The following is a 20,470-nucleotide window of genomic DNA, read 5'->3' on the forward strand; positions in this document are numbered from 1 at the left end:
ACAACTCACTCACAGCCTCACCTCCATTGGTAAGCCTGTGAATCACAACGTCTCGCTCAGTTCAATAAATTAATAGGTCCTGAGCCTAGGTAAACAGACACATGCGTGTCACCTTCCTGACCCGCCGCAGGTTGGGTTCGCATTTGCACGGGGGGCGTCCATGCGCCTGTTGGGGTTACGTTTAATTTACGATCCATGCGCAGATCAAAATCGTACACACCGCCTGCGCCAATTCCCAAAATCGTACCGCCGAACGCACCAAGCGCCGTCCCCAATCCCGGGATGAAAGACCCTGCCGCAGCGCCTGTTGCAGCACCAGCCGCGCCAGACTCAATTAAGTGCCTAGCCCACCCGGGCAAGGTATCCATAACTTTCCCGATCATGCTACCAATGCCCGTAATCACCTTCAGCAGCATATAAACATCGTTGGCAAACATGCGGATATCGTCGGGATGTTTCTCCGCAAAGTCTGCCATGCCGTTAAAGGTTTGGGTCAGTAAGTTGATGGACTTTACAAACGGCCCTTGTGTAATGCGGCCTATAGTGAACTCAAGGCGTTCGAAGGAAGTATCCATAGCTAACTGGGCAGCTTTTGGGCCTTTCGCTAAGGCATCCAGTGTTCTTGCTGCATCCGTGCGCCTTACTGCGGCGGCCTGCCTAGCAATATTTCCTTCCGCCCCGGTTGTTTCATTAGCCAACCCCTGAATGTTCATACGCTGGAAATATCCAACTAATTCGGGATTTTTTCTGACCAAAGGTGATAAATGGTGCGCAATCCATCCAATCGGATCTTCCGCAAGCATTTGTTGGTCAACAAACTGACCGCCACGACCAATCAGCCCAAACTTCTTTTGACTAAAATACGCGAAGTCCTTATCTCTCATACGGGTGTGATTGCCGAGAAATAAATCTTCAAAAGATTTAACGGCCGTAGCTGCATTCGCTGGGTTCACGTCGATAAAGTGCGCCATATTCAGCATTCCTTCATCGGACATACGCATTCCTGCCGCGCCAGCTGACTTAGCGAATGCTAGGAAGTTCTGCCCGCGCATGAACTGACGATTAGCGATAACCATAGCTAACGCTGTATTCGTGCTTTTTTCTGCGCGGTCCAGCGAAAACTGACCTGTTTTCTTGTCGTAAAACCTATTGGAAATATCTTGTGCACGGATGAACGCAATACTTTCACGCATTGCGTCTTCTGGGCTCTTACCCAGCAACAAAAAGGACTTATCTACGCGGTTCAAAAGTCTTGCTATGTGTGGCGACTCTCCCATTTCGCCGCCTGATAATTCGTACGCTTCCTGCGCAATCCGAGCAGCATCATTAGGCGCAAGGAATGGATTGTCCTTCATGGATTGCTGTGCAATTGCCTGAATGGCCCCCATATTCTGCACAGCCACCGGGTCACCACTCATTCCTCGGAATGTCTGGTCATACCCCGCAGCCTGATCAAACCCGTTCGCGGCAAAGTGCGCCACACTATGCGCACCCTCATAAGCGGCTAGAGGCCCCACCCAATGGGGCAGACGTGCTGCGGCTGCTATGGTTGCGCCACGCTCGGCCATTTGCGCAGCGGGTGAGCCAGCAGGTGCATTAGAAATCGGCTTCCACGGCCCATAGGTCTGGTTGCCGCCCATCCACTTGCCATCCATACGCAGGTTTCCCGGGTACGGAATAAGCGCCGTGCCGGGGGCAGGTTCGCTCTGCGTCCAGTTGGGGCGATAATCAGCGGGATTGTCGCGCCGCCGAAAGTTGGGCGTATTCCCCATACTATCGCCCTGCCCCGGCAGCGGAATAAGCGCGGTTCCAGTTTGCGGGGGCGGCAATAGCGGAACAGGAGCCCCCGGCACATTCATAGCTGCCGCAGAATATGGAGAGACGTAAGAGCCGCCTGCATCCGTAATTGGGGTAGCCGATGGCGGAATAGGAGATACCGCACGCGCACGGCCAGAGGGCGCAGGCGAAACAAACGGCGCAAATCCCCCGCCGCTCTCGCCAGTTTGTGGAGCAACAGGCACACGGAATTTAGAAGATGCCGAGGCAATCGTGCGCGCTGCACGTGCTGCACGCTCCATGTCCGAGGCCATACCAGCGGTCAGCCGCCGCGCACCGCCCAGAGACGAAACCATGTTGTTGAAGCCCATCTGCGCGTCTTTCTGAGCAGATGCCAGTTGCCCCAATGCACGGATCATTTCACCAACAGGGCCAACAACCTGCGTGGCATCCGCGACGAGCGAGACGCCGATTTTATAGGCTTCAACAGTCATATTTCTTTCCTACTGGAGAGCGTCCAGAGTCTCATTTTTGGGGAACATCATGCCGTATTTATGATATCATATTTTGCTTGCATTTCTTTTGATGATAGCGCATTATAATATCATGAACCGCAAGCAAGAACGCCTCCTGAAAGCCATCTTCACCAACCCAGTGAGCACAAGCCTAAACTGGATGGATATTGAAGCCCTTCTGGTGGCCGTTGGCTGCACAGTGATGGAAGGTAATGGTTCTCGCGTGAAGTTCGTCTGCCGCAAGCAGGTTCTGGCAGTTCATCGCCCCCACCCGCACAAGGAAGCAAAGGCATACCAAGTCCGTGCCGTGCGGGACTTTTTGACCAACTTAGGAGTAACACCATGAGCGGAATGGCTTATAGAGGCTACCATGCCCGCGTTGAGTTTTCTGCGGAAGATGGCGTCTTTGCCGGTCGCATTGCGGGCATTCAGGATGTCATCACTTTCGAAGGTGAAAGCGTTCAAAAACTGCGGGCCGCGTTTGAGGAAGCTGTTGATGATTATATCAGCACCTGCTCAGAAATCGGTAAAGACCCGCAAAAACCTTATAGTGGCAAAGTCATGCTTCGCCTTTCTCCAGAGGTTCACGCCCGCGCTGCCATTGCAGCAGAGCTGCAAGGTATGAGCATGAACCAATGGGCTGAGGCAGCCCTCAATGAAGCCGCCAAGCCAGTTCTTACGCGTTAAACCGGCTCACTCATCCCCTTCTCGGCGGTTTGGCAAAGGCAACCCGGTCATTGCCCTAGCAGCCAGCGCCCCAATGCGCCGTACGATTTTGTGTTCATTCCGAAAAGCCGCCACGGAAAGTTCCGGGCGGGGCGGCTGGTAATTTTTCTGCTCCATGCGCCCCAACTCAAACACCATCGCCTTAATGTCGTCAGAACCAACAGAGGCATGCACCACTGGCCCAGACTCAGATATGCGTATGCCGTAGCTCTCACGCATATCGCCTGTTCGTAACCCCGGATCATCAGGTGTAAAGCCTAACCTGATACGCTCATCCACGGTACTATCCGCCAGTGGGGCAGTCGGCAAACCGGGCTCAGGGCCGTCCAGGTAATGGCCTATCTGTTCTTTCGTATCACGCTGTATAAGAGCCGCGCCCTCCTCCACCCCACGATGAACGGCCACATCCACCGCCGCAGCTCTGGTGGCCATATGGCCGATAAAGCCTTCAATGGTCTTAAACTGCCGCACCATCTGGCACCTCAATAAACATCATCGCTTCCCAATCAAACGTTTCTCCACGCATTTCGCGCAGAGCAACGCAGGCGGCCAACCTGCGTTTATCGCTCCATGTTCCGCAAACATCCCACGGCACCCCATTTTGAACGAGAAAAAGCATTTCCCTAAAAATGGGGTGCTCACTCAGTTTTTTGCTGCGGCCTTTTCCTCAGCGGTACTGGCATTTTTCTTGCCGTAAAAAATCGGCATCAGCGCAGTTACGCCATCATTGCCGATATCATTGGCAAGTTCTTTCACTTCGTCTTTCGTGATTGGCATCTGCACAGGCACGCCATCAATGGCGGTGACAGAACAAATCATCTGCGCATACCCCAGCCATGCACCAGCGGACTGAGAACTCATGGCAGAGCCTGCGGCTTCAATAAGATCCAGCATGTTACCCGGATCAATTTCTTTTAGGGAAAGAGTTTTGCCTGCTGCTGTTTTAACTTCTGCTGGAATGCTCATGAAATTTTAGTCCTGATCGGAGAAAAGAAGCTGAGGGTCTGATAAACAATCCCCTCTTTCTGCCATGTGCCGCCAGCGGAAAGTGAAAGCCCTACTTGGCTAAACTGCCACTTTGAAGTGCTGCCGTCTGGCTCGCTGATATACTGGTAAATGGTGCCGGAATTAATCGTGCCAGCCGACCAAAACCCTTCTTCAATCCCAGCAATCAAATCATCAACGGCACGGTTGGCGCGGGCAATCGTAAAGCTACCCCGCCAGCCGTTAGGCGTTGCAAATTCAACAGGCGTGCTGTTCAGCGGATCGGCGCGCTGGGTTGTGGTTTCCTGATTGGCTGTAAATCCGGTCACATCGCGCAGATCAATACGGGTGCCTGCCCAAAGAAGGGTCAGCCGACAATTCCGGCCAATACTGTATGGGTTGGTAGCCATTTCTTAGCCCCCAGAAGCGACAGTGACAGTCACACCCTGACCGCCCTGCAAATTAACGATGAAGTAACGCAGGATGCCCATGTATTTAACCTTCACATCGGCCTGCACATAACCAAGGGCTATACGACTATCCGGATTATTACTGGTGTCGCACACGACCGAATACGGAGTGCTACCATCAGTGCTACCAAGAACACCTTCCGTCAGCATATTGGACAGAAAACCAAGAAGCGTTGCTTCAATGCTGATGAACAAATCAGAGTTAATCGTCTGCCCGATATATGTCCCCATACCTGTGGCGAACGTCTCCGCCAGATAGTTGGTCAGGCGCGTGTAATTGTCGCCATTCACCGCCGCAGATGTGGAGCAGTTAATGCCGCCGCGCACTGCCCAATAGTTCCCGCCCGGTGCTGGGTAACAAATCACATCAATCCCAGACCCAAACAGAGCCGACAACTCAGCATCAGAATACGAAAGCAGCGTTCCAGAACTGGTTAAACCCGCCTTCTGGCTGCCAATGACCCCGTAAAGCTTCTTATTCAGCGTTGACTGTTCGGGAGAAAGGGCTGCCAGCAAACCTGCTGCAAATGCGGCGGGAGACACCAGCATATTGCCGTTAGTGTCATCATCCCACCAAATCCAGTCGCCGTGCATCACCTTCATGGCGTAGCTGTCAGCACCCGCTCCAGAAAGGGCAGAAGCAGCCGCAGAAACACTCGTGCCCGATGGCAAGGCTGCAACCATGTACAGCCCCTCGCCTAGCCCAAAATCAATCTGTGCAGAAAATGATGTCGTATCAGACAGGCCGCACAACAGGCCGATAGCACACCCCTGATTGCGCAGCGCATACATACCCGTGCGAGATGTGCCGTCGGTGCCTATGAAGGTTGTTGCTGAGGGAGTGCTACCGTCTGCACCACCCGTAAGCGTAACATTACCAGCGGCAAGGGTCGTACCGCCTGTAACGACAACCAGAGACGATGCGTCAGCATTTACCGCCGCAACAATCTCGGCCCATGTCGTGCCCTGATACGTGCCCGTTCCCAACACGCCATGCGTTACGCTCAATGTCCACAAAGCCGCGTTAATCGTGCTATGTGACAGCACAGCAGTAATCGCGTTCCCTGCCGTACCGGTATAAACCGCCGTAATCGTAGCGCCGGAAAGCGTGCCCGTAGCGGCTTTATCCGTACTGTCAGTCACACGCACACAACGAAAGTCAGAAGCGCCCTGATACACGCCAATATTGACGTTTACCCCCATATCCGTGGCCAATGCCTGCTTGGCTCCAAATACGAGCAAATAATCTGGCATCCCACCAACCACGACAGGCGTATTAACCGGCCCCCACGAGGCCGTGCCAACAACGCCAATACGACTGGATGAAACGCCATTCAGCAACGTTACGGGCGCTTGTATCTGAACATACACATTAGGCACGCTCAAAGAAGTCGTATTCAACGCGCCTTGCTGGTAAATTTTTGCCATCACACGCCTCCAACGGGCACAGCAAAGCGCCGGATATCTACGCCATGCTTTTTGATTTCATTGGGATCTGAAATGGTCGCGCCTACCGCATACCCATATCCGGGTTGCGTTACGCGATAGAGCGTGCCCCCCTGCTTGGGTGTAGCAGGCACGACAGCAGTTTTCGCGCTCGGCTGAGCGGGCGCGCTTCCCTGTGTATCCGTCATATTGTCTCGCTGATTTAAGCCGGTTGCCCGGCAAGATTGGTGGCCGCGTCCTGCAGGACAACATCGCCAGCCTGATTAAGCATTAACCCCGCATAGGGCTGCTCAACCGCGAATATAATGTTCCCGGCTGCATCTTTGTAAAATGTGCCCATATCGTCAGTGCTAATAGCCCCAACACTGCCCGGCACATCACCAAACGTATGCAACACCACGCCAACATCAGTTGCCGTATGAGCCAAACCCACACCAAACATCATCTGCGCGGCTGTCTGCATATTGAGGGTGTCGAACGTGATCTTGAAACGGAAATCACGCCGGAAAATGCTGCTAGTCTGCATCGCGTCTGCATCGCTGGCCCCAGCAAACTGCATCAGAGCGTTTTGCCCATCCAACGTGGCCAACCAAGACTGCGCAGAAAGCGCCGCATCCAACGCGCTTCCCAAGATGTCACGCGCATTACCTCCATTCGTAAAAATGGAGACTGTGAAAAGCTGCTCCTGCCTGCGCGTTACGCGTGTAATCTGGCCATATCCTGCTGTGGCCACTTCCACCACAGCTGCGTTGGGCACGATTACAGTGGCCCCACTGGCGTAAGCTCCATCAATCAATCCAGCCAAAGATTGGGCAATCAACTCCGGCGTATCATCAGATTGTACGGCATAGGCTACGCTGGTTTTGTCAGGGATCAGGCCGCTTCGATCTGGAATGACGCGCAGCCCTACAACGCCACTGGGCGTAGACCCACTTGCAATACTGGCAGTGGCCTGATTGCCAGATGCTGCAAGTGTGACAGTGCAGGGGCTAACCGCACCTTCGCGCCATGGCCAACCAAGAGGCTCGGCAATCTGGCGGTAAGCTGTTGAATAAGCCGTCACCCCCACATAATCGATGCCATTCTTGATACTGCACGCGCCAGTGTAATCAGCATTATTCAGCCACCCACGCCGCACAATCGTACGCCTACCAGTTAACGGCGAAACACCCGCGCCAATACCATTGGGATACAATATCTGCGCTATGGTGTAGGCTAGAGCCTTAGAAATTGTGCCAACATCAGCCATTAAATCTGGTTCACCGAAATCATGAGCCGGTTGCCATATTGCGAGAGTTCCACAGCATCAACCGTATATTCCGTGCCCATATCATCTGTAACCGTCATGTAGGGCCGTGGCGTAAAGCCGGGAATAATAGGCGCAAGCATCTCAAACTGACCGGAACGCAAATTACCGGGTAATCCACTAGAAACACGCTCGCCCTTGTTTTTCAGGATAATGCTTACTGGCCACCCAGACGCCTCAACCAAGCCAGAGCCGTCAGAGGATTGACCGTTATATCCATCCTGATAACCAGCGAGCGTGCAAACATCGCCTGAGCTGCCATCAGTCACGCCAGACCCACTCTGGCCTGTTGCTGTAAAGCTGGCAGTACGGTTTGTCAGAACACACACGGCTGGACGAAACGGCTCAAACCGTGCCACGAAATACGTTCCCATAGGCGCAACAAGAATATCACCCGCCCGCACATCGGTCGTATCGAACAACCCGAAAGCCGTAGGCTTATCCCAAAGCGGCGGTCTCTTGAACGAAAATACTGCATCAGAGGCAAAGTCGGCAAACAGTGCCGCATACGCTGCTGCGCCCATGGGATCAATAAGGTCTATGGGCCGATATTGCGTGGTTAACGCGCCAACACGCTGTGCTGCTTTACCGTAACCCTTGGCGACCTTGGCCTGTAGGCGTGCCTGATCCATTATTTACGGTTTGCCCGCTGCCGGTTCAGGGCCACAACATCACGATCAATAGAGCGGGCCTGCGGTGTTTTCTTGAAATCCCGCATCGTCATGCCTGTTAAATCGGACATAAACCGGTCTTCTTTTTTGTCCTGCGTCGAACGCAGATACGCATTCATGCTTGTCGGACGACTGGGAGCTTTTGCCATCACTTCTTCTTCCGAATAACCTTATTGGCTGCTGCTTTGATCTTGGCTGCGGTGGAGGGTGAAAGGTTGCCCTTTTTCACTTCCTGCGTAGCTCTTGCTTTGGCGTTGGCCGCACGCGCTTTCGTATCAATCGGGTAACGCCGAGAACCGGGCAAAGCGAATGCACTTTTAGGCAGCCGGTTGCGGCGTGCTGTTGTCAGCTTGGCCATCACCTGCCTCCTGCTTTGCGTGCTCAGCTTCCTGCCGTTCTTCATCTTCAGATAAATGAACGTTTGCAGCCGCCAGAGCTACAGACACCGCGCCAGATGGAGGCGCAGGAATGCCACGTGGCGCGCTGTATGCAGCCTCACCTTCGGATAAAGTACGCCCCCCATTTCGTGGAGCCACATTCCCATGATGGTCTACGATAAATCCAATTTCACACGGGACGCCAGTCACACGAATAGCGCGCCCATCCCTCCACGGCGCAGGCTCTCCTACGTCAATTGAACGGATGTCCACCACAACGCCATTTTCTACCCGTGCCCATCTCTGGGGCGGAACTTTGTTGGTTGTCATATTCCCTCAGATCACCACGCGATTTGCAGAACGCAGGCCGGGGCCCGGCGGCACACCAAGAAACTGGCACAATTGCCGCCGCCACCGATTAAACAGGCCCATCCTGTCCTGCACTTCGTTCTTGTTGTGCGTCCACACAGCAGCCTGATCCGTATCCAGATTGTCACTGGCAGTCAGAATGGCCGTTTCCAAACTGGCAATGTCTTTCACATATTGTCGCACTTGTGCGACTTCGGCATCAGCGAGGTTGCGCAGGCGCCATTCATTGAAGCCATATACCCGAAAGAAGCGCCAAGACTGCTGGCTGCTATTGATGCCGCCCATTGCGGGATAGCCCATGAAGCGGCGTACCGTTACAAGTTCATCATCCGTCAAAGGGTCGGTTGCATCTGCCATTATGCTGTCTCCAGCGGCGCTCCACGAGAACGCAGCAGTTCTATTTCCGCAGGGTTACTCACAACCTCCCCTGCGCTCCATTCGAACCGGCCACGATTGAATTCTTCCTCAATGAAGCCAAAAGGCCACAGAAGCCGCACAGCCTGCACAGGAGCGGGTTTCTTCTCGTCCTGCGCAGGAAGAACGGCTGGTTTAGCCGCCCCACGCCGCGCTTGGCTCATCAGGCCGTAGCGCCCAGAGATGTTGCGCCAAGGCTTTCAATCACCACGCCACGCTTCAGGTAGCTGTTGGTCGCCGTGGGAATGATCGTCGTATTGGCAGTCAGGTCGGTTGGCAGAGCAAACCCACCAATCCACGACCACGACTGCGCAATGATCTGCCCCAACCGATCCAACGGCGGACGGGTAACCATCAACACATCGTCAATATGCTCCACTTCACCCGGAAGATCGGCATAAGCCTGTGCCATGTTGGCATAGTCGCCCTCAATCAGCGCCCCAGCGCCGCAAATGATAGCGCGGTGAATCTGCCCCTGCCCCAAAGATGCCTGCTGCGGGGCCTCAGTGGTCGGGATAAACCGGATGCCCAATAGTTCGAACACCTGACCCGTCCGATATTCATCAGATCCATACTGACCACGATACAACAGCTTAAAGTCGGGATCGCGGAACAAACCAAGAAGCTGGGAATTGTCCAAGAAACAGTTGAAGCAGCCGTCAATCGTTGGGACATTGTTGTTACGCAACGCAGCGACTGCCCCCAACATGGTGTCAATGGTCAGGTAATCACCTGTCGCCACATTGCCGTTGGCGTCCTTAGAACCAGATGCCAGCAGAGCTGCTGTTGTTGCGCGGCCATTCGGACGAAGCACAAGCGGCGCAGTTGCCGCAACCACAGCGACATTCTCTGTCGCGTCAGTTGTCGCAACATTGCCAGAGAACGTCAGTGTGCCTGAAATTCCGCCTGGTGCCTTGCTGACGTTTGTTGCGTCTGCCGCAACATTAGTTAGCGTGTAAGAACCGGAGCCAATGGTAACGGTCATACCGCTGGTTGCGGAAACCGGAATAACCTGCCCCATATCATTCATGACGCGCTGGAAGCCACGAATATCGTCAACCTGAATGGTTGTGCCCGCCGCTGCAAGTGCTGTGGTTACACGGGTATTCCCACCCAGATAACCACCAACGCCGCCAATCGCTCCACCGAACAGGGAGTTGCGTGCAAGACGATCAAGGGACTGCCGGGCGTTAATACCTAAAACCTGCGCATTTTGGACAAACTGGTTCGCAATCCCGACACCTTCCGTGACCTGATTGAGATCCATCGTGTTGCCGAATTGCGCAATCTCCAGAGTGTACTGCTCCACAGACCATTCGGTGGGAGACATACCATTATCGAAATTGGTGTTGGAGGCGGGATTCAGCGGCGCTTCAACTGGAGCCAGCAAACCACGTCGCGTGTCCGTAATCGTTTGACCGATACGGGCAGGGAAATCCATGCGATCAGCAATGGAGCGGAAGCCAAGTTTGGATTCAAGGCTTGCCTCAAACGCACGAGCTAGAAAGCCCTGCTGGATAATAGGTTGTAGTACTGCGGGGAAATCGGCGATTGCCATTTCGTTATCTCACTGTTTGCAGAGTAATTGCTACAGCGCCCGCAGCATCAGCCGCTGGGCGAGACTGCATCGGCAGTCGGTTAGGATGTTTTGAAAAGTTTGGGATTAAGCCCAGCCGCTAGTGCGTTGGCCGCCACTTCTTCTGGCGTTGCCTTACGCGCATCAAACGGTTCGGCCTTACCCGGCTTGGGGTCTGGTGCCGTTTTGGTGGTGCCGGTTTTGGTACCGGGCTCAACAGGTTGCGTGAACAGATAGCCACGGCTTTCTTTTGCTGCGTCCATCACAGCATCCAGCCCTTCGACCTGCCCATTTTCGCCCATCTTGACCTCAGAAAGATCAATCAGGCGCACTACATCATCGGGAGAAACAGCGCCCAGCTTGGTTGCTAGCGCCTTGGCTTCTGCCCGAATGACAGCCTGATCCGCCTGTGCCTTGGACTGCGCAACTGCCGTTTGTGCTTCGGTCTTAGCCGCTTCAACGGCCTGTTGCGCCTCGGCCAGCTTGCCTTCAAAATCGGACTTCTGCTGCGCAAGCTGCCCTTTGAAACCATCACGGGCTTTAATGGCCGCATCACGCTCAGCACGCACTGCATCCACATCTTCCCGCGCAGCCTTAAGCTCGTTACGCACAGTCACAAGGTCGGCACGCGCTCGCGCCAATTCACGCGGCGTGTTAGGATCAGCGCCACCGTTCCCAGCATTGGCCGGGTTTGCATTATCGGACATCAGTCTCTCACTTTTTGATTGAAACACCGGCATCAGCCGGGAGCATCAAGCCGTAACCTGATGCGTATCTGTTTTCCCAACACCCGCTGCCGTGCGCACAACTTTAATCTCTGACGCATCCGCGCTTCGAGCAGCCTGTATTGTTGGGTCTTGCAGTTCTGCCTGCACCCGCCCCCACTCCGTAGCCGGGTCTGCGCAGCCAGACTTTGCAGCAAATATCGAACATGCACTCTCATTTGAGAGAATGCCGCCCTTTACCGCTGTCACAAGAGCCTGCGACAACTGCAAAATTTCGCCATCTGTAGCAGGAAAATACGGAGGCCATTCCAGCGCCAAACCTGCATCATCCAGTGTGATGCGCTCGCCATCAATCTGGATACCGCCTTCAATGGCCAAAGAAAAATCGCAGATCATCCGATACAACGAAAGCAACGCGCCTTCGCCGTAGGACAGACGCATCCGATCCGCGAGCCACACAAGCGACTGACACATCATCTCCATAGCCCGGCCAGATTGCGCAGCACTGATCTTATCAGCATGCGCCCTGTTACCGTGCAGGATTTCCAGAACCAGCGCACGCAATTCGCGCCAGTATTCCATCACAGTACCAGCAGAGCTGCCGTTGATCTCCAGCATTTTCGCGCTGGCTTTCTCCGGTAGAACAATTGCCGTCGCAGAGCCACCTTCGCTAGCTGGAGCGCCATCATTCCCAGATGTATCGCCTCCCACACCAGTAATCACCAGCTTAGGGTCAGAGCAATATTTCAGGCCACGCCCAACTTGTGAAAGCTGGTAATCACCCTCAATAACCGTATCAATCGCGCGCTCAAAAGTGCACACCCCATCAGGATCATTACTCGGGGGGGTTAGATTGCGCACCCACACAATCGGCACGAAACCCAAACCATGCGGCGGCCCGCTACGCTCTGCATCTATTTCCGGATTGGCATCGCTAGAAGCAGGCCACGGCTTATAAACGCTGCTTGCGGTTCGCGTCCATTCCCGCCGATACCAGTAATCAATCCCATCACTACCGTCTGGAACGTCATACCCCAGAGCGCGCACCTGATGGCCCTTAATGAGATACTGGCTGACAACCCGCGCTAAATCACCTTTAGCGTCCCATTCAGGTTCCAGATATGGCGTATCCAGCACAGAGACCGATAAAGCGCCGCCAACAGCCTCAACTAGCACCGCAACTGAACCAATCGATCCCTTAAGAACAGCTTCCATCAGAACCGCAGGTAATTGACATTCTCTCGTAATTCTAGAGAGCGCATCGGCAGTGTCTGAATTCTCACATTTCAGTGTAGGCCAATGTGTTTCCCCAAATGTCAGGCTGGCCGCATCCTCAACTACAACCGCACACAGATGCGAACGCACAGACGGCCTACGCTGAGAGAGTGGAATATACTCATTGTTATTCCACTCTTCCGAAAATGGATATGGCAGCGCGTCATACATCGTGCCATCACGCACAGCAGACAGACGCAGCAACCTCTTAGCCCGCGCAGATACCTGCTGCGGCACCAGAATTGTTTTCTGTAGTTCCTGCCAGTCCATTATCTACTCAGTGAGAACCGTTTATTTGTTACGAAGCGGGCCGGTGCTTTAACTATCGGCCCCGGTGCGAAAGTAAGCCCCAAAGCATCGGCAATATCTGGAGAACGCAGGCCACGCTTTTTCATGGCGTCCTTGCTTTCCACCAGCAGATTGCCGGAACTGTCCAAACCATACCGAACCGTTGAAAGCTCGGCGGCCAGATCCTCTGCGTTATCCTTGCTTTCCGCCTGAATGGAGGCATCACCAGTGCGCAACCATGCGGCCACCTGCAGCCAGAGATAATCGCGCAGTTTTGCGGGCTTGGCGTCTTCCGCAACAACCTCATCAGGTGCGCGGCAGGCCACGTTCACATCTACGACCGGCAGCTTCTGTTCACGCAACCGATCAGCAACGCCAGCACCCACGCCAACAACATCAACGTAAATGCTGTCAGCCTTCCAGCGGCGAAAGAAATCTGCCGACATACCAGCGGTAGCCATCGTATCCTGCTTGGCCCTGATTTCTATTTTCTCAACGCGCGGGCCTTCGCGCAGGACAAATGTTGTTCTGTCGTCACCAAAGCGGGCAACGTCCACACCCAGCCTGCGCTCGTATTTTCCGTTCGCTGGTTCACGCGCAAGCGCAGCTTCTGCCGTTTCCAGCGGAATCAGAACATCGTCGTCCTGCTTGGGGAAATCCCCATCAGCACGCACGCGAACAACGTTTGAACCCTCCCCATACTTACGCACCAAATTGGCGCGATAGCTGGGGTCAACCAACGGGCTGTCAGAGCAGCGAAAGTGAAGTGCTGTGTAAAGCGCCCTGTCCTGCTTCTGGGAACGTGCAAAAAAGCCTGTGTTGCGCGTTGGGTTTCCAACCATGAGCAGGCGTGCGCCATGAGAAGAAAGTGCACCTTCCGCAACCTCGAATATCTCGTCAGGAACGCCGCTGGCTTCTTCAATCACGAACATGATTGAGCCACCAGACGCTGAACGCTCTACCGCTCTGTTATCATCCGTGATCTGCACGTCAGAGGCATGAAAGCCCTGCAACGCGTCAGGAGATTCCCGGCGGCTTGTGCGCGCAACAGCATACCACTCGGCAGGCTGCCCCTTGTCGGATATCCTGTCCTGATTGCGGTCAAACAGGTTTGCCAGCCACAATTCTTCCGGTAGCCCATCTGCACGCGCCCGCTCTTCAGACCGACGCCCCCACTTGGAAAGCTCTGCCCAAAGCACATTGTAAAGCTGCGATGCCGTTGGGGCCGTGCATGGAATGCGACAGTATTCGTAACATACCAGATGCCACCAGATTGCCGCAGAAGTGGAGCCCGACTTGCCGACACCATGACCAGCCCGCACCGACACCTTGGCCCCGGGCGGCGCAATGGCCTCCAGCAACTGACGCTGTTGCGTGGTCGGGTTCAGCCCCAATTGCTGCCGGGCATATAAAACAGGATCAGTACGCCAAATACCGCGCAGTTTGCGGTAATCAGCAATATCAGTCTGAGTTAGAGCCATCTTCCTTTAGTGCCGCGTTGAGCAAACCGGAAACACCGCCGCCCTTCACTTCAATCGGGCCGCCGTCTGGGCCACTCAGTTCTTGGCGAGAGTTGTTCCCGTAAATCTTTGGTCGTAGCTTGGAGGCGACCCATATCCGGGCATCAACCCGCACCTTGATGGCTGGTGCGTCTTCTTTGTCCCTTGCCTTATCAGCAATATCGATAATTTCTTCGGCAAACCAATCAGCCGCAGCCTCGCGCGCATGCGCGTATTGGTTACAAAACCCTTGATATTCGCGCAGCCATCTAAAAACAGTAAGACGGCACGGCATGCCCTCCCGCTCACATATAGAGCGCAGGCTCTTTCCCTCAGATATCTCTGCGCAGATAATATCGCCAAGTTCATCACTGTATTTCGTAGGACGCCCCGGCAGTTTTTTAACCGGCCCCTTTTGTCCGGCCATATCCAACACTCCAGAATGGAAAATGCGCTTCCTGTCTTAACGCTGCTAATTTAAGGCGGTACGTTTTACCCATGCCGTTGACCAAAACCTAATTCACGGGAGCCAACGGTTAGAGAGAGCAGGATTGCGATGCGCGCTACATCGTTAAGGATATCCGCCCCGAAACTGTTTTCAAACTGCCGCAACATTGCCTCGCGCTGAACGCGCCCATCGACTGCAATCAACAGAGCGTTGGGGGCTCGCCCAGACACATTCCCCCGCATCAATCCAAACCGTGGCCAACACCTGATGCGCACGTCAGGACGGAGCCCGGCGTTTGCGCATTCCAGCATCGACAGCAGCAAGTCTGCACGGTGCCATATATTTTCTGTTGCGGGCATGATGTCGCAAAGTAGCGACAGCCCAGACATGATACCCACACACAGAGCATCACGGCGCTTGAAACGCACGATGTCGCCACGCTGGAGTATCTGCATTTGTCCGGGCAAAGAAAAAGCCGCACGTGGCGGCTGTTAATACAATTATTGCATCGTGATTAGGTTTATACAGAAACCGCATGCGGGGTACAAGTCTTTTCTTTGCGCCGCTTTTGCATCTGATAAAATCCTGAAAGCTGCTGGAGCAGCATGCTGCATTGTGCGGACATTTTCCCGCGAGCCACGGTGGCGTTCAGGCGCGGGAAAAACGTCTCTCCTATCTGCCGAAAACTTAACTCATCCACGAGCATCATCCGCAGAATCTGGTTAGCGCGCTCACCGAGGGCATCACGCACGTCTAAAATCCGATCTAGCGCCACAGCCCGCGTGACATTCCATGAAACCGCATCATGCCGCACGGTAGTATCGGACACGTGGTTATCCGGAAACTCAATGATCCCCTCATACGCAAAAATATAATCCCGATACCAGCGCTCACCTGCGTTTGCGTCGTCCTGGCTGATATCCCCGGCATTGAGCAATGATTGCACTGTCGTCAGGACGCGCGGCGGATTTCCGCGCGTGAAAACGGATTTAACTGCCCGCTCAGGCGTGGGCCCATTATCCTGTGCGCGCGGGATAATATAGTGCGGTTTTGCCGTCTGCATTTTATCCACCAATCCCTGCAAAAATTTCAAAAACAGCCAGCGCCAGCCACAGGCCTATCACGATACGAGGTGGCGTGCGGTCAGTTGTTCGCATTTCTGACCAACTCCTGTTGCGCCTCGGTCAACGGCACGCCAGCCCGCACATTCTGCAACGCGCAAGCTACGTCCCAATTAATTGGCGGAGTGTAAATCTCTACGTTACCGGGCCTGAGAAAATCTGGGAGGTTTTCATGCCATTTCATGCCTCAACAGAATCACAAACCGCTCAAAAAGTACAGGGAAAATAAACGCAAAATACATCAAAAAAGGCGTTGCCAATCATCTTTAATGTGGTCATAATGAACACATACCGAAAGCAATGTGCTACACGGTTAAAAGGAAGGGTTCCTTAATGAAGAAAAAAGACCAGATTTACATCATGGCGATTATTCAAACCGCCTGCACCATAGCAACAACATTTCTTGCCTTTGGCGCGGTAATCGGAAAACTTCTCAAACATCACTAACAACTCGAGGGGCTTCGGCCCCTCACCGATCCATGTAAAGGATTTTGGCATGACCATGAGCAATAAACAGCTATCAGTCATTTTCGTTCTTGCCGCTCTTATCGGGCTATCTCTCGGGTTTTATTTCGGAGTGAACTACCTGTGACACCCGAGCGGTTTAACGAATGCCTAGATATTCTGGGGTTATCTATGCGCAAGCTGTCCGAAATACTAGGTGCTCACAATACTACGGTTCAACGGTGGTCGAAAGGTAAACAGTTAATCCCTAACAACCTCGCTGAATGGCTAGAGGTGCAAGCCAAATTTCGCCTTGAACATCCCCTGCCAAAGGGCTGGGAAGAACGACGCACTCCTCAGGGAGAGCTATGAAGCCCTCCCCGACCCCCTCATCCAATCAACCCGCAGGGGAAGGATTTCTTCGTCTAGCAACCCCGGCTCTGGCTCATGGACGGGCGGCAGATCGTTGCGCGTTTCCTGTGTAGTTTCGCGCCGGTTTGTCGGCCATTCGTCCCAGCCGATTAGGTCATAGCCTGCGATCCCCATCATTCAGATCCTCCCACCCCTGAAAATAAAACTCACCGCCGTCCAGCGTCTCAACCTCCAGCTCATAAATGCCCCTCTTGCGCGGCCCTATCGCAGGATTAACCCTGACAACGTATATGGTTGATGCGTACGGCAGGCTCCGATATTCGCCGTCCAGCGGGCCGCCTACCAGCAGAATTTTTGCTGCACCCAGTTGGCACTTCACTTCCCACCATCCACAACGCGCAATTCACGCTTGCGGAAATGGCCGCCCAGCCGCGGCATAGACATAGCCTCAACAAATGCTGCCGCGTCTTTCATAGCGTCAACAGGGCTGTAAGCAACTCCATTTGCACGCGTTCCATCCATCGTTTCAACCGACCACAACACATGAGAGCGGCCTCTATTTGGCTGCACCCTGACGGTTATCATCGGAAAATCTTTAACTTTTGACATACCCCTAAAATCCCCCACATTGCCCGCATAGCGCGTTCAAACACTCAATGCGGTCATTTATCGTAATCAAGGTGAAACCGTGCTGTGCGCGAAGCCTCGTGGCTCTTTCGTGCATATCGCTGCATGCTGTGCCTCTAGGTTTGCGATGAACGGCTCCAACCAAGCGCGGGCCGTCTCATCCGCCGTTTCGAGCTGGCGGCGACACTCAGCGATGCGTTGGTGTAGGCTCGGCTGATCTGGCTGCATCCGCCGCACGGCATCCTTGGGCTGCACAGGCTGGCGTCCCCTCCACGCGTTGACGGCACGCTCAACGGCGGCACGCTCCTCTGGCGTGCGGCGCTGTGGCGCTTCCTTGGCAGCCTCGGCCATCTCCACCAGTTTGCGGGCTGCGTGGTGTTGCCAGCGGATTTTTTCAGCGAACGGCAGCAGGTGGGCGTAAAGTTCAGCGGGGGCAGGCCAGAATTTCCCACGCTCACCAGAGCGAGCCCATGCCCTACGCGCTTCGGGGCACCACACGGCTGCTGGCAGATCTCCGCAAACCTCAACCATCGCCTCAGCCTGCTGACGTGCCCGCGCCTCATCTGGCCCGTTGACAACCAGCACAGCCAGTTTTTTCAGCCATGCGGCAATCAGCACCGGGTCAGCAGGCTGGAGCGCAACAGCCGCGATGCGCCGCGCCTCGGAAATGCGCTGCGGCGTCAGGTCACGGGCCAACAGAGGCACGCTGTTGCGGACGGCATCGAGTAGCACGCTCAGGTCGGGGCTAGGCTGGCAAACGGCTGCGGGTGTGAGTGTCGAAATTGCGGTCATCGGTCAAACTCCCGGAATGTCGGGCACATTGGCCCATGCGTCTCGAACGCGGTCGTGCCGCGATGGCTGTTGAGCGTGGGCAGCCGTCCGCTTCGGCACCCTCTCGGCCTCACGCCTGCACCAATTCCGCCACGTTGCCTCCCAATCCGATTTCCGACCCTTGGCGCCGGGTTGGGCAATCCAGTAATCCCGAAACTGCTCGCCAACGTCCGTGGGGTTCAGCAACAGGCTCAGGGCGAACGATCGCATTTCGTCCGTGGGTCGCCAGTCCGGCGGTAGGCGGGAGCCTCGCTGGCTCGATTGTTCGGCTTTGGGCGTCGAAGGCGCGTCAGACTCTCTGGAGCGAAGCGTAAGAGAGTTATTACCTTCATACCTTCCTACCTTCCTACCTTCTGCGGAAGAATTTGATGACTGGTCGATGACTGGTTGCGTACCGGTATTATACTCGTCGCGTACTTGGTTATTACCGCTATCATTTTCTTTATCCGGGCAGACGGCTTCTGACTGGCAGTATTCTCGTACTGGTTTAGGCATGGGCACAAACCGCTTTGGCTTTTGAGGGCGTTGCCACTTACCGAAGTTGCGTATCGCTCCATAACTCTTACTGGACACGTCATACTTTTTTATGACGTCATTCTCCTCAAGCTCGGTCAGTATGGGATCTAGGTCTATGTTGTCAGCCGGGAAAATACGCGCTTTCAGGACAAGTGGCTTCCACTCAAATCCGCCGCCATCATCAGCATGAGCCCACAGCCCAACAATTAAAACCCGCGCAGCCATAGAGAGCGTCATAAACGCTTCATCCGTGTAAAGGCCGGGGTGAACACTACGAATACGGGCCATCAGTTCACCTCGCTATATGGATCATTTATGCAGAAAAATTCGGCGCTAGGCGCAAGCCATTTTCCGCCCCGAACTGGCGCAAAAAATCGCTCCAGCTCTGGACGCAGGCTTTCCATTTTCTCTGCCGTTACAGGGCCATCTTTACCGCCGTTTAAAAATATTGCGATGCTGTAAGCATCCCACTCAAACGGCCCGTTATTTCCATAACCCAAGAGACCGGGGACGCATCCAGCGGTTTCAATCGAGCACTCTTTTAGGGCTGCATAAAATTTTTTACCATCAACCCATATTGGGCGCTCGCCATTTATAGCATCTGGCATTTTTTGTTTTTCTTTGGTACAAGCGGATATAGCCATTACTTGGTGCTTTCAAGAATTGGTCAGAAGGCCGCCCGGTTCCCCCGAACCAGCGGCCTTCGTCATGTTAGCAGGTTTGCGCCCCGTTGGGTACTCTATGCGGTGCGGAATCTGCTGGAATAATGGTGATGTTTTCCAATCACCTCCCCATTGTTCCGCCATTGCATCCGCAATACCCTGATACGTCTGTGAACGGAGTTTCCCCCGGTCAGCAGAGGGTGGCATCTTGTGAATGCGAGCCTCACGACCGGGAACGATATTAGTGGGCCTCAGTAACGGGAGACCGTTAAGCCACAGGCATGTGGCCTTTGTCTCCCCATGTCCGTATTCCCACGGCTGAATGATCTGGTCCGGTTTGCGCCACAGGGTGGACATAATGCAGACCGGGTTCTCGATTGCTATTTTCGGGATACCGCATTTTGCCAACCGCATAAAAAACGAAACTGAGGCATGCTGCCGCCCATCCATGCGCTTGGCGGCAAAATGTCGCGCTCCAGACACAGAGAGGTCTGTACAGGGCGGATGGAAAATTGCCATATCCCACGGATAATCCAACACATCCCGAACATCACCTTGGTAATGCGGCCCAGGACGTTCCGTTGGGAGTAGATCACACGACATTGCGTCATGCCCCCGCGCTATAAACGCATCGCGCACGATACCGCTGTATTCGCAGCCGATCAGGATTTTCATGCCATCACCGCAGCTTTCAGCGGCACATCATGCGTTTCCAGAAAATACATAACGTCTTCCAGAGACCGGCAGACGGCTACGGGCGCACCTGTAGCTTTTAAACGCTTGTGCATATCCCGTTGCACTTTCGAGATCGTCCCCTTAGGCGTCTTGATCTCGATATAAAGCGGCCTGCCTTTCCAGTTCACCACCATATCAGGGACGCCCGGCACACAACCGCGCTGCTTCCGCCGAAACCCTTCTCGCGGCCCGCACTGGCGATTTTCATTGCTCCACGCAACAGCATCATCTGGCAGCATAAACTGCAACGCCTTCCAGATGAATGTGTGCAGCTTATCTTCTTCGTGCTGAGCCATA

Annotated in this window: 29 protein-coding genes; 2 read left to right on the forward strand and 27 right to left on the reverse strand. The window is 54.4% G+C overall.

Going from position 1 to position 20,470, the window contains the following annotated elements; translation table 11 throughout:
• Nucleotides 1-56: 56 nt before the first annotated feature.
• Nucleotides 57-2,270, reverse strand: a complete 2,214-nt coding sequence (locus FKW31_RS16180) for a hypothetical protein (RefSeq protein WP_202878716.1) — start codon at nucleotides 2,268-2,270, stop codon at nucleotides 57-59.
• A 112-nt stretch (nucleotides 2,271-2,382) separates the two neighbouring features.
• Between FKW31_RS16180 and FKW31_RS02895 the strand changes: the two genes are divergently transcribed.
• Together FKW31_RS02895 and FKW31_RS02900 are read left to right on the forward strand one after the other, a co-directional pair.
• Entirely contained in the window at nucleotides 2,383-2,637 is a 255-nt protein-coding gene (locus FKW31_RS02895; RefSeq protein WP_089179873.1) for a type II toxin-antitoxin system HicA family toxin, read from the forward strand.
• Nucleotides 2,634-2,978, forward strand: coding sequence for a type II toxin-antitoxin system HicB family antitoxin (locus FKW31_RS02900; RefSeq protein ID WP_089178523.1), 345 nt, complete (start codon nucleotides 2,634-2,636; stop codon nucleotides 2,976-2,978). The genes FKW31_RS02895 and FKW31_RS02900 overlap by 4 nt, the downstream gene beginning before the upstream one ends.
• Before the next feature lie 6 nt (nucleotides 2,979-2,984).
• Here the strand turns inward: FKW31_RS02900 and FKW31_RS02905 are convergent, their stop codons facing one another.
• The 26 genes from FKW31_RS02905 to FKW31_RS03025 form a co-directional block, all read right to left on the reverse strand.
• A complete protein-coding gene (locus tag FKW31_RS02905) occupies nucleotides 2,985-3,491 on the reverse strand; it encodes a hypothetical protein (RefSeq protein WP_150177583.1) in 507 nt (168 codons plus the stop codon).
• Nucleotides 3,475-3,636, reverse strand: a complete 162-nt coding sequence (locus tag FKW31_RS15970) for a hypothetical protein (RefSeq protein WP_162870734.1) — start codon at nucleotides 3,634-3,636, stop codon at nucleotides 3,475-3,477. Before FKW31_RS15970 ends, FKW31_RS02905 begins: the two co-directional genes overlap by 17 nt.
• A 23-nt stretch (nucleotides 3,637-3,659) precedes the next feature.
• A complete protein-coding gene (locus tag FKW31_RS02910; protein WP_150177585.1) occupies nucleotides 3,660-3,983 on the reverse strand; it encodes a hypothetical protein in 324 nt (107 codons plus the stop codon).
• Nucleotides 3,980-4,411: a hypothetical protein gene (locus FKW31_RS02915; protein WP_089178520.1), complete on the reverse strand. Its 432-nt coding sequence runs from the start codon at nucleotides 4,409-4,411 to the stop codon at nucleotides 3,980-3,982. The genes FKW31_RS02910 and FKW31_RS02915 overlap by 4 nt, the downstream gene beginning before the upstream one ends.
• A 3-nt stretch (nucleotides 4,412-4,414) precedes the next feature.
• On the reverse strand, nucleotides 4,415-5,899 hold the full coding sequence (locus tag FKW31_RS02920; protein ID WP_150177587.1) for a phage tail protein: 1,485 nt from the start codon (nucleotides 5,897-5,899) through the stop codon (nucleotides 4,415-4,417).
• Nucleotides 5,899-6,105, reverse strand: coding sequence for a hypothetical protein (locus tag FKW31_RS02925; protein ID WP_089178518.1), 207 nt, complete (start codon nucleotides 6,103-6,105; stop codon nucleotides 5,899-5,901). Before FKW31_RS02925 ends, FKW31_RS02920 begins: the two co-directional genes overlap by 1 nt.
• 14 nt (nucleotides 6,106-6,119) lie before the next feature.
• Nucleotides 6,120-7,166, reverse strand: coding sequence for a hypothetical protein (locus FKW31_RS02930; RefSeq protein ID WP_150177589.1), 1,047 nt, complete (start codon nucleotides 7,164-7,166; stop codon nucleotides 6,120-6,122).
• Nucleotides 7,166-7,855, reverse strand: coding sequence for a hypothetical protein (locus FKW31_RS02935; protein ID WP_150177591.1), 690 nt, complete (start codon nucleotides 7,853-7,855; stop codon nucleotides 7,166-7,168). Before FKW31_RS02935 ends, FKW31_RS02930 begins: the two co-directional genes overlap by 1 nt.
• Nucleotides 7,855-8,043, reverse strand: a complete 189-nt coding sequence (locus FKW31_RS02940) for a hypothetical protein (RefSeq protein WP_150177593.1) — start codon at nucleotides 8,041-8,043, stop codon at nucleotides 7,855-7,857. The genes FKW31_RS02935 and FKW31_RS02940 overlap by 1 nt, the downstream gene beginning before the upstream one ends.
• Complete coding sequence (locus tag FKW31_RS02945) at nucleotides 8,043-8,252, reverse strand: hypothetical protein (protein ID WP_019089333.1); 210 nt, start codon at nucleotides 8,250-8,252, stop codon at nucleotides 8,043-8,045. Before FKW31_RS02945 ends, FKW31_RS02940 begins: the two co-directional genes overlap by 1 nt.
• Complete coding sequence (locus FKW31_RS02950) at nucleotides 8,212-8,601, reverse strand: hypothetical protein (RefSeq protein ID WP_089178514.1); 390 nt, start codon at nucleotides 8,599-8,601, stop codon at nucleotides 8,212-8,214. Before FKW31_RS02950 ends, FKW31_RS02945 begins: the two co-directional genes overlap by 41 nt.
• 6 nt (nucleotides 8,602-8,607) lie before the next feature.
• Entirely contained in the window at nucleotides 8,608-8,997 is a 390-nt protein-coding gene (locus tag FKW31_RS02955) for a hypothetical protein (protein ID WP_019089335.1), read from the reverse strand.
• On the reverse strand, nucleotides 8,997-9,218 hold the full coding sequence (locus FKW31_RS02960; protein WP_150177595.1) for a hypothetical protein: 222 nt from the start codon (nucleotides 9,216-9,218) through the stop codon (nucleotides 8,997-8,999). The genes FKW31_RS02955 and FKW31_RS02960 overlap by 1 nt, the downstream gene beginning before the upstream one ends.
• Nucleotides 9,218-10,612 carry a DUF4043 domain-containing protein gene (locus FKW31_RS02965; protein WP_150177597.1) on the reverse strand — a complete coding sequence of 465 codons (1,395 nt, stop codon included), beginning with the start codon at nucleotides 10,610-10,612 and terminating at the stop codon, nucleotides 9,218-9,220. Before FKW31_RS02965 ends, FKW31_RS02960 begins: the two co-directional genes overlap by 1 nt.
• Nucleotides 10,613-10,692: 80 nt before the next feature.
• Nucleotides 10,693-11,337, reverse strand: coding sequence for a phage scaffolding protein (locus tag FKW31_RS02970; protein ID WP_150177599.1), 645 nt, complete (start codon nucleotides 11,335-11,337; stop codon nucleotides 10,693-10,695).
• 45 nt (nucleotides 11,338-11,382) lie between these two features.
• Nucleotides 11,383-12,900 carry a phage portal protein gene (locus FKW31_RS02975; RefSeq protein ID WP_150177601.1) on the reverse strand — a complete coding sequence of 506 codons (1,518 nt, stop codon included), beginning with the start codon at nucleotides 12,898-12,900 and terminating at the stop codon, nucleotides 11,383-11,385.
• Complete coding sequence (locus FKW31_RS02980) at nucleotides 12,900-14,399, reverse strand: hypothetical protein (RefSeq protein WP_150177603.1); 1,500 nt, start codon at nucleotides 14,397-14,399, stop codon at nucleotides 12,900-12,902. The genes FKW31_RS02975 and FKW31_RS02980 overlap by 1 nt, the downstream gene beginning before the upstream one ends.
• The gene (locus FKW31_RS02985) at nucleotides 14,380-14,844 is read right to left on the reverse strand and encodes a hypothetical protein (RefSeq protein ID WP_150177605.1); all 465 of its coding nucleotides are present in this window, start codon (nucleotides 14,842-14,844) and stop codon (nucleotides 14,380-14,382) included. Before FKW31_RS02985 ends, FKW31_RS02980 begins: the two co-directional genes overlap by 20 nt.
• A gap of 65 nt (nucleotides 14,845-14,909) precedes the next feature.
• Entirely contained in the window at nucleotides 14,910-15,320 is a 411-nt protein-coding gene (locus FKW31_RS02990) for a hypothetical protein (RefSeq protein WP_150177607.1), read from the reverse strand.
• Between the two features lie 65 nt (nucleotides 15,321-15,385).
• A complete protein-coding gene (locus FKW31_RS02995; protein ID WP_150177609.1) occupies nucleotides 15,386-15,928 on the reverse strand; it encodes a hypothetical protein in 543 nt (180 codons plus the stop codon).
• Between the two features lie 1,249 nt (nucleotides 15,929-17,177).
• The gene (locus FKW31_RS03000; RefSeq protein WP_166443368.1) at nucleotides 17,178-17,411 is read right to left on the reverse strand and encodes a hypothetical protein; all 234 of its coding nucleotides are present in this window, start codon (nucleotides 17,409-17,411) and stop codon (nucleotides 17,178-17,180) included.
• Nucleotides 17,412-17,477: 66 nt separating this feature from the next.
• Nucleotides 17,478-18,221 carry a hypothetical protein gene (locus FKW31_RS03005; RefSeq protein WP_150177612.1) on the reverse strand — a complete coding sequence of 248 codons (744 nt, stop codon included), beginning with the start codon at nucleotides 18,219-18,221 and terminating at the stop codon, nucleotides 17,478-17,480.
• Nucleotides 18,222-18,224: 3 nt separating this feature from the next.
• Nucleotides 18,225-19,013, reverse strand: coding sequence for a hypothetical protein (locus FKW31_RS03010; RefSeq protein ID WP_150177614.1), 789 nt, complete (start codon nucleotides 19,011-19,013; stop codon nucleotides 18,225-18,227).
• Between the two features lie 50 nt (nucleotides 19,014-19,063).
• On the reverse strand, nucleotides 19,064-19,420 hold the full coding sequence (locus FKW31_RS03015; protein ID WP_063353446.1) for a hypothetical protein: 357 nt from the start codon (nucleotides 19,418-19,420) through the stop codon (nucleotides 19,064-19,066).
• 12 nt (nucleotides 19,421-19,432) lie between these two features.
• The gene (locus tag FKW31_RS03020) at nucleotides 19,433-20,113 is read right to left on the reverse strand and encodes a hypothetical protein (protein WP_202878717.1); all 681 of its coding nucleotides are present in this window, start codon (nucleotides 20,111-20,113) and stop codon (nucleotides 19,433-19,435) included.
• Nucleotides 20,110-20,469, reverse strand: coding sequence for a VRR-NUC domain-containing protein (locus FKW31_RS03025; RefSeq protein WP_150177616.1), 360 nt, complete (start codon nucleotides 20,467-20,469; stop codon nucleotides 20,110-20,112). Before FKW31_RS03025 ends, FKW31_RS03020 begins: the two co-directional genes overlap by 4 nt.
• Nucleotide 20,470: the final 1 nt, after the last annotated feature.

Source organism: Acetobacter sp. DmW_136 (assembly GCF_008690365.1).
GTDB classification, from domain to species: Bacteria; Pseudomonadota; Alphaproteobacteria; order Acetobacterales; family Acetobacteraceae; genus Acetobacter; species Acetobacter oryzifermentans.